This is a genomic window from uncultured Microbulbifer sp. (assembly GCF_947504145.1).
Lineage (GTDB): Bacteria > Pseudomonadota > Gammaproteobacteria > Pseudomonadales > Cellvibrionaceae > Microbulbifer.
In genome coordinates, this window is sequence record NZ_CANNGQ010000002.1 from 353,954 (window position 1) to 362,802 (window position 8,849).

The 8,849-nt window shown below is 54.3% G+C and carries 6 protein-coding genes; 2 read left to right on the forward strand and 4 right to left on the reverse strand.

From position 1 onward, the window contains the following. Positions 1-2: 2 nt before the first annotated feature. From Q1A74_RS08125 to Q1A74_RS08140, 4 genes are all read right to left on the reverse strand, one after another. Positions 3-296: a PAAR domain-containing protein gene (locus Q1A74_RS08125; RefSeq protein WP_299594503.1), complete on the reverse strand. Its 294-nt coding sequence runs from the start codon at positions 294-296 to the stop codon at positions 3-5. A gap of 22 nt (positions 297-318) precedes the next feature. Beyond that, positions 319-894, reverse strand: a complete 576-nt coding sequence (locus Q1A74_RS08130) for a hypothetical protein (protein ID WP_299594505.1) — start codon at positions 892-894, stop codon at positions 319-321. Positions 895-905: 11 nt separating this feature from the next. After that, positions 906-2,810 carry a type VI secretion system Vgr family protein gene (locus Q1A74_RS08135; protein ID WP_299594507.1) on the reverse strand — a complete coding sequence of 635 codons (1,905 nt, stop codon included), beginning with the start codon at positions 2,808-2,810 and terminating at the stop codon, positions 906-908. A 169-nt stretch (positions 2,811-2,979) separates the two neighbouring features. Then, a complete protein-coding gene (locus Q1A74_RS08140) occupies positions 2,980-3,468 on the reverse strand; it encodes a type VI secretion system tube protein Hcp (protein ID WP_299594509.1) in 489 nt (162 codons plus the stop codon). A gap of 650 nt (positions 3,469-4,118) precedes the next feature. On the opposite strand from Q1A74_RS08140, the gene Q1A74_RS08145 reads away from it, so the two are divergent. Both Q1A74_RS08145 and Q1A74_RS08150 read left to right on the forward strand, forming a co-directional pair. Continuing rightward, positions 4,119-6,716: a protein kinase gene (locus tag Q1A74_RS08145; RefSeq protein WP_299594511.1), complete on the forward strand. Its 2,598-nt coding sequence runs from the start codon at positions 4,119-4,121 to the stop codon at positions 6,714-6,716. A gap of 103 nt (positions 6,717-6,819) precedes the next feature. Then, the gene (locus tag Q1A74_RS08150; RefSeq protein WP_299594513.1) at positions 6,820-8,805 is read left to right on the forward strand and encodes a ShlB/FhaC/HecB family hemolysin secretion/activation protein; all 1,986 of its coding nucleotides are present in this window, start codon (positions 6,820-6,822) and stop codon (positions 8,803-8,805) included. Positions 8,806-8,849: the final 44 nt, after the last annotated feature.

Sequence of the window (8,849 nt, forward strand, 5' to 3'; positions counted from 1 at the left end):
GTTTATCCTCCAATTAATACGGTGGGGCAGCCCACAATGATTTTTCCTCCATGAGCGGTGGAGTCGCCCATGCGCGCGGCGGGTTTGCTCTGGATGAGCACTGTGGTGCTGCCCATCGCTACAGTATCTGGAGGGCCAACACAGGTGCAGGCGCTGCCAACGGTCGCGGCAGGCAGGCTGCCGATAAGTACCGTAGGGCCACCCGGCGATAAAATCGGCCCACCCACGTGGGGCACGGTTCCCGTGGTCATGGGGCATACATGCATGTCGCTGATTCGTGAAGCCGGCTTTCCCATTATTCTCTCCCCGGTTGTTGTATTACGCCGGCTTACCACTGCCGCCGCGAGCAAGGTGCAGACCCTGCTGCAGGTAGCGACTGAACGCCTGCTCTGGCTTCACCGGATCCGACATGGATGCCGCAAGAATGACGCTGCCGGCGACCGCATGCGCATACAGATGAGAGGGCGGCTCGATCGCAGGTTCACCAGGCCCGGCCAGGCTGCCATGGCACCAGGATGCAGCAGTTGCAGCCCAGCTGGCGGGAGTCTTGTGACCGGTTGCTTCGCCCAGTTGCCTGCAGATCAGGCGACGCTCTTCGCTTGGTTTTTTTACCCAGCTTTCGGTGGCGACCAGGGCTTTTACGTTGTTTTCATCGGTCTCTGGTGTCTGTATGTCCCGGCTACACAAGCAAGCCCACCATACCGACTCCCTTTTGGGGAGGCCCAGCGCCAACAGTTTGATCGCGTCCGCATAACAGCCGGCTTCCATCAAACGAAGGATGCTGACTTCAGGCGCGGTGTCCGGCACCAGTGATGGCCGGCCTTCGTCGCTGATATCAATGTGTTGCAACAGTGCTTGTGCGGTTGTTGCCTCTACTTTAACCAGATCTGTCATTGCTCAATCCATCAGTTGATCTTGGTTATGCCACCATTGAGAGTCAGCATACCTCCGGCTTTTACTTCCGCGGTTGCATCTCCCTTGCAGGACAGCATTACCCCTTTGATCTCTATCCCGGAAGGTTTGATGGAAATACTGTTCCCGCCAACCTTGAGGTCAATCGATGTTTTCGAGGTGATTTTAATTGCACCCATGACGTCGATGGTCTGCGTGCCGGTCTTCACCTTGAGCTCCTGATTTCCGGAGTCCAGGGTTACCGAGTGATTGCCCTTGATTTTGGTGGTCTGGTTGCCTTTGCTCAGGGTGATGCTCTCGTCGCCCTCGGCAATGGTAATGGTCCGGTTCTTTTTGACTTCCAGGGTCTGGTTGTTGTCGATTTTCCCGGACTGGTCGTTATGAATCAGGAAGTTGTGATCCTTTCCTGCTTCCATGTAGACCTCTTCACTCCCCTTTTTATCATCAAAGCGGAGCTCGTTGAACTTGCTGTCTTTTATTTGAGTCTTCCAGCCGCTTTGGGTAGACGTATATTGGGGGCCCGGGTTGTCGCTGTTGAAAACGGCGCCTGTTACCAGGGGCCTGTCGGGGTCGCCATTGATATAGTTGATGACCACCTCCTGCCCGATTCTGGGAACAAAGTTGGCACCCCAGTTTTTCCCGGAAAAGGACTGCATCACCCGGATCCAGCAGCTGTTCTGCTTGGAATTCCAGGGAAACTTCACTTTGAGTTGAGTGTACTTGTCTTCGGAGCCGGAGGACTCGGTCGCCTTGACATTGACTACCTGGGCAACCTGGGGTGAGTGGATTTTCTGGGTCGCGACAAACGGGTCCGGTCGCGGCATCACATTTTCGGGGATGCATTTGAAGGTGTTGCGGAATTGGGAGTCGTCGCTGTTACTGTCAGTTGCCGTCAGGCGGACCGAAGTCAACAGGTACTTCCCCTTTTCTGATTTGAGCGTATGCAAAAGTTCAAATCGGGCGCCGGCGCTGAGTTCGCCGCAATCGCTGGAACCATTTGCCACATCGAAGCCACCTTCCTGGGATTCCATCGCACGTTCGGTCAGTGCTTTGTGGTAGCTGTCTTTGAACGCGTGGGTTCCGTCACCCTTGTCTTCAAAATGATTCAGGCCGTACAGACTTTGAATATAGCTCTGAACACTGTTTAGTTTGCTGGTAGTGGTGACATTCTGCAGGTTGTCTTTGTCAGGGGTGAATTCATTGTAGTCTTTGAATTCAAAGCCACCGCCATGATAGTTAAAGCTGCGTTGCCAGCTGTGTACGGAGTGTTTGGAGGGCTGGCTGCCACCACCATCGTATTCGATCTTTCCTGCACTGCAGTCGTAGAAATTCTTGTGATCGTCGCACAGTACCATCTCGTGCTTGCCGTCGGACTGGACGAAGTAGTAGGCGATCCCCTCTTCAGCCATCAGGCGAGAGACAAACTGAAAGTCACTCTCGTTGAACTGAACACAATATTCTCGGGTAAGGTATTCGCCGTTGAGCTTGTCACTGAAGGTGACGACACTGGCGTGTTCGCCCAGGACTTCCTTGATGATATCCCGCGCCGACTTTTTCTCGAAAATGCGATTTTTACCGCTCAGGCGGGTAAACCAGAATCCCGGTTGAATGACTGCGGAGTATTCGCGCAAACCTTCGGCATTCACATCGAGAAGTGAGAAGTGGGTGATATATCCGTTAATGAATTTTTCGGATTCACCGTGGTGAATGCTGGCGGTAAAAATTTTGCCAACGATGGCGTCCTGAGTAATCTCGTGATTATCGGACAGAAGGCGCAATTGATAGCGATAAGTGCTTGAGATGTGCTCTTCGCCGGATATGGCGGTAGCAATAAACGTATCTTTTCCAATCGGACATTTCGTCCGGATCATGCGTTTATCCTGGTTGAGTGCAGACATGTCAGCCCCTGGTCCGTGTCAATACGATAAATCCATTAATTTTGAGGTCGTGTTTGCCGGTTGACGCCTGCGCTGAGAAGCAGCTGCAGATTGTACGCTATGCAAAACGACAAAAGCCGGACCCGACAGACCTGTGCTGTGGAGCCCGGCTTGACGCAAGTAAACCAGATTACAGCGGGGAGGCAGTAGTGAGGTCGTAGCCAACACGCATGTTTTTCGGGTTTTTGTTGGTCTTGTCAGCGTGGTTCAGGTCCGCTTCGATTTTGGCGAAGCTCAGGGAGATGGATTCGGCTGGCGCGCCACCGGCAGAAGCGGAAATGCTGTACGAGGAGATCAGCACGTCTTCCAGGGTGTATACCGCAAATTTTTCTACGGAGTTTGCACCAGTTTGAACAACGTGAATCTCAACCTTAACGCCTTCGTCACCGGTTACGGAGGATTTGAACAGGCCGCCGGAAGCTGCGTCGATGCGCTTGCTTACGGTTACTTCGCTCAGGCTTGGGCGAGTTGCTTCACGGTTGGCAACAGCGCCAGCTTCCATGGAAATACCACGGCCAACGCCGAAGCTGAAGCTGTCTACTTCAATCCAGTCTTCGTAGCCCTTTGCGGTTACGTTGCCCGCTGGGGTTTTGCTGTTGAAGTTCATGTAAATAGCCATCGTTAATCCCTCAATATGGTATGGAGTCTATGGTGGAGTTCCCTGACGCTCTGCCGTTGCAGATATTCAGGGTGCCGTTTTCGGCAGGCGAGATGGATTTAAGCAGAGCACTTACGAAAAAAAAACCTCTAAAATCAATTATTAAATTGACTCTGGCACCAATTATTCGAGAGTTTTCTGGAATGGTGTTGGATAGCGTTACTTCCGAAAATTGACTCTGGCACGAATAAAATTCAATTAATTATCGATCTCTCTACGCAAAATATCGTGAGATGCACGCGCGCTAAAGTTGCACTATCGTTCCAACTCACTGGGTCGTCCGCCGCGTATTGGTACAGTCGTGTTAATTAGGTGCAGAAATAAACTTCTGTTCAGTCATATGTAAGAAAGTGTAATCAGGAAAGTGCGCGATATAGGCTCCAATTAATTGTTGGGGCAACCTGCCTTCGATATACTGCGCGACCTTCAGGCTTGCGCCAGCGAGTTGTTCCCGTGCCTGTAAACTAAACGTGTTACCGGTACCCGGGTATGTGTATATCGGGTATTGGTGGCCATATATCTGTGCTCGAAAGTATCCGGTACGCGTTGACGAAGTGAAATGCCAAGTCGGCGAGTGGAACTGCCGTCCAATTTACACCAGGGAGATGGTTGTGAATGACAAGACCCGCATAGTTAAACGAGCTGCGGAAAACCTGTCTGCATGCGATGACGCAGATGTGACAGTATTCGTCGGCAATGAGAATACCGGAGCAAATGATCATCCGCCGATAGGAAGCAATCCCGGACTGGTGCCATCAAAACCGGGGCGGCCTGCGGCTGGTCCCGAGCGCGCGGACGCTACGGTGATTGTCGATTCTTCGAATAGTTCTGGCAGCCGCTCTGCTGGATTGCCTCAGCCGAGAGGGGCGGTGCACTTCGAACCTTCCACTTCTCGCGAGGGTGCGGTAACCAAAACCGTCATCAAGGGACGCTTCGAACTCGACAAGTTGCTAGGTGTCGGTGGTATGGGCGCTGTCTACAAGGCACTTGACCGGCGCAAACTCGAAGCCAGCGACAGCGATCCGTATGTTGCGATCAAGCTGCTGAACGAAGACTTCCAGAAACACCCGGACGCATTCATCTCACTGCAACGTGAGGCGCGGAAGTCCCAGACGCTGGCTCACCCGAACATCGTTACGGTTTATGACTTTGACCGGGAGGGTGACCGGGTCTTTATGACCATGGAGTATCTGGAGGGGGCACCTCTGGATAAGCTTTTGCGTGAGCGCGCAGGTACCGGCTTTGAGCGGGAGCGTGCTGAGTCCATTCTCCGCGATGTCTCCCAGGCACTGATCTACGCCCACTCCCACCGGATTGTCCATTCCGACTTCAAACCCGGAAACATTTTCATTACTGCCAAGAAAGGTGCCAAGGTCATCGACTTTGGTATTGCTCGCGCGGTATCTGAAGGTGGTATTGCCAGTAAAGCCGGCGAGAAAACGGTATTCGATGCAGGCACCCTCGGTGCATTGACTCCTGCGTACGCTAGCCTCGAGATGTTGAAAGGTGGTGAACCGCAGCCCGGCGATGATGTGTTTGCTCTGGGTTGCGTGGCCTACGAGCTGTTTAGCGGCCGTCACCCCTATAACCGTGTGCCGGCCGATAAAGCGCTGGAGAAAAAGCTCAAGCCGGCACGTATTCGTGGGCTTAGTCGCCGTCAGTGGCGAGCCCTGGAGGCCGCGCTTGCCTTCCGTCGCAAAGATCGCCCGGACACCGTCGACGAATTCACCCACAAGTTCTTCGGTAGTAACCGCTGGAAATGGATTTTTGGAAGTTTGTGTGTCGCCACCGTGGTCGCTGGCGTTACTGGTTATACCTATCTTGAGCGCGAAAATACCGCAGAACAGAAACGCGTGCGGGTGCAGCTGGAGCAAAAGCACGAGGTTGAGCTGCTTGAAAGCCGGATTTCCGACAAACGCGAGGCAATCGATCGGCTGGTAGAGCTCAGTGTGCTTACTCCCGGCTGGGAGCGGGATCTGCGCTTGGAGATTGATGAATATATTGGTCTGAACCCATCGGATGGCGGATATCCGGAGGGTGTCATTCAGCGGGTTTCCGAGCTCTTTGTCTCTGCGGCGACAGGGCAGTTGACGCTTGGGAATCTGGACGAGGCAGACCGGATGCTCGAGCGAGCTGCGGATTGGAATTACTCCGGCAGCGCAGCTCAGGAAGTCGAGTCTGCGCTTCAAGAGGAGCGAGAAGAGCTTAGGCAGCGCCTCGAAGCCGAGCGGCTTGCCGCAGAACGCGAAGCCGAACGTCTGCGCATACAGGAGGCTCAGGCCCTTCAGCGCCAGGCGGCACTGGAGAAGCAGCAGAGAATTGATGCAGTGGTGGATGACCTGGAAACGGCACTGCGCTGCCGTTTCGCCATGGATATTCCTGTTGGTGTTGGGGCGCCACTTCGGCAGTTGGCGGCAATTGACCAGGTGAAGGGTGTTCAGATCCGCCCTGTGGTGGCTGAAGAGCTGGGTGTGTGCCTCAAACATCTCGCTGCAAGAAGCCCCTCCCGCACCTCCCCGCTGTTGTCGGATTCCAGAGCGCTACTTCCTGCGCAGGAAGTGCTGCAGGAATTTGATCTCGACTACTGTGGGCACCTGAGTCCTGGCAGCGGCGGTCGCGGTGATCGTTACAGTTGTGCGGACCCACTTGTTTCTGGTGGAGAAGGACCTGAGATGGTGGTCGTCAACGGTGAAGGTGGGCGGCCGTATGCGGTTAGTAAATATGAAGTGAGCACCGCGGACTTCCATAAGTACTGCGCGGCGGCCGGTGACTGCACTGCAGGTTCTGTTGCCCGACCTGAGCTCCCCATTCGAAATATCAGTCTTGCGCAAGCGGAAAAATATCTGGCCTGGCTTAGCCAGCAGACAGGCCGGGAGTACCGGTTGCCGACAGAGCGCGAATGGTTTGCTGCATCCAGTGCTGATGGCCGTGGTGAAGTGGCGGATAGAAACTGCTTCCTCACCTATGGCGGTATTAACAAAGGCAGCGAACTGGTGGCGGTGAAAGCCGGTACTGGCAACCCGTTCGGTTTGTTGAATACGGTCGGTAACGTTCGCGAGTGGGTGTGGGGCGCCGATGGCCGACTGATTGCGGCGGGTGGCAGCCGGTTGGACCCCATGAGTCGCTGTCTGGTTACCTCCAAAATTTTCCACAGTGGCGCACCGGACGATGTAACCGGCTTCCGCGTTGTGCGTGACCTCAGCCGTTAGCCCCGCTTTCTGAGGCTGAAAGAAACATTTATCTGATCCATTGCCGGATTACGGAGCTGCGCCGCCGCCAGCGGCGCTTTGAATTGTTATAGGGAATTAGCCAATGTTGTCGCAATACAAGCGATACCCACTGGGAAGTGGGCTCTGCCTTTTTCTGTTGTCATTGACAGCGGTAGCTCAAGACAGCGGATCCAATTTCCGCAACCGCGTGCACGCCGCGTTTGAGCAGGATGTACCGGTAGACCAGGATGTCAGCGAAGAGTATCGCAAGCGCATGGAAGAGGCGCGCGATCCTAACCTGGATACGGATATTCCCGAATTCTCCAGCCGCGAGCTGGGTCCACGTATCACGGTCAAAAAGATCCGCTTCCACCGGCTCGAAGAATACCCCGAATTCGGTATTACTAAAGACGCACTCGAAGAATTGGCGGAATCCCTGCGGGTAAAGTTCATGCGGGAAGACGAAATCGTCGCCGCGGGTTTTACCCAGGAAAACCTGAAAGAGCTGGCTCTCCTGCTGGACAATATGGGTGCACGTTATGGCAGTGAAGGCCTGGGGCCCCAGCAGTTGCGCCGGCTGGTCACTACCGTGGAGCGCCAGAACGCTGAGCGCGGCTTGACCTACGCTGATCTCGAGGAAATCGCGGCAGAATTGACGCGTTTTTACCGCGAGCAGGGCCTGTTTCTTGCGCAGGTACAGATTCCAGCGCAGGAAGTACAGGACGGAATTGTGACATTTTCTGTGCGCGAAGGGATTCTTGGGCAGATCTCGGTGACCGGAAATGAGCGCTATTCCGAGAGTCGCCTTTCCCAGCCGTTTCAGAGTCAGCTGGGTGAGCTGGTCAACCATGAGGATGTAGAGGAGTCACTCTACCTTCTCAACGACCTGCCGAGCCTGAATATCAATGGTTATTTCAGCCCGGGTGACAATCCCGGAGAAACACGCCTCAACCTCAAAGTGCGCGATGCCAGCAGTTGGCAGATTGTCAGTCGTTACGATAACCACGGCTCTACCTTTACCGGTGACCAGCGCATGTATACCTCCTTCGATTGGGGGAACCCTCTGGGTATTGGCGATGAGCTGACACTTGCCTACCTAAAATCCACCGATGGCAAGAGTCTTGGTGGCGATCTGGGGGCCGACCTCGGGCAATTCCGCTACAGCCTGCCGATATTCGGTGCACGTACCCGCCTCCAGTTTACAGCCGATTACAACAAGTTCAGCCTGCACGATTCGAGCGATGAGAATAGTGCGATCAACGGGCTGGATATTCACGGCACCAATGAAAGCTACGGGATCTCTGCGGACCACAAATTTATCCGCTCGCGAGAATTCAATGTCTCCGGAACTTTCGGTGTTACCCAGAAAGCCTCTGAGATCGAAGCAAGAATCTCTTTGCCCGACTCCGGTGATGACGTCAGTGGGGTCCAGATGGGCCTGTATCTGGACCGATTGTCGGATGGCGTGATCCCCATGCTCAATGTCGTCAATACCCGCTTCCAGTACGGCGATTTCAACAATGAGGTCGACCTTGAGCGGGATACTGAATTTTACAAATTCGCTGCCGATACCAGCTCGCTATTATTTATTCCGTCTTTATTAACCGATAATAAATCTCGCCTGATTATCAAGACACGCTCCCAGTACAGCGAAAGTGCACTGCCTTCTTTTGAGCAGTTTTCCCTTGGCGGTGCCAATGGCGTACGCGCATTTGACGTGCGGGACTTTTCTGCCGACCAGGCAGCGGTCGTGTCGGCGGAATGGTACCCGGATATGCCGTCAATCCTGAATCCAACAGTATTCGATGGTCGCCTGAGCGATATCTTGCAGATGGCAGTGATTGCCGATGCCGGATACGGGGTGGTGAATAACTACGAGCGGGATATTTTCGGCGATGGCGAGGTGATACCCAACGACTGGGCGGCGCTTTCCGGTGCGGGTTTACTGTTCAAGCTGAACTGGAAGGAGAGCTGGTCCGGGCAGGTATCCGTAGCCTGGCCTACCATGTCCATCTCCTCCATCGACGGTACCGGCGACGATGCCGACGCACCCACCGTCTACGCAGATTTCACTTACTTCCTGTACTGAACTGAACCAGACACCAAGGATAGGGTCACCGCGGCCCGCTGGAT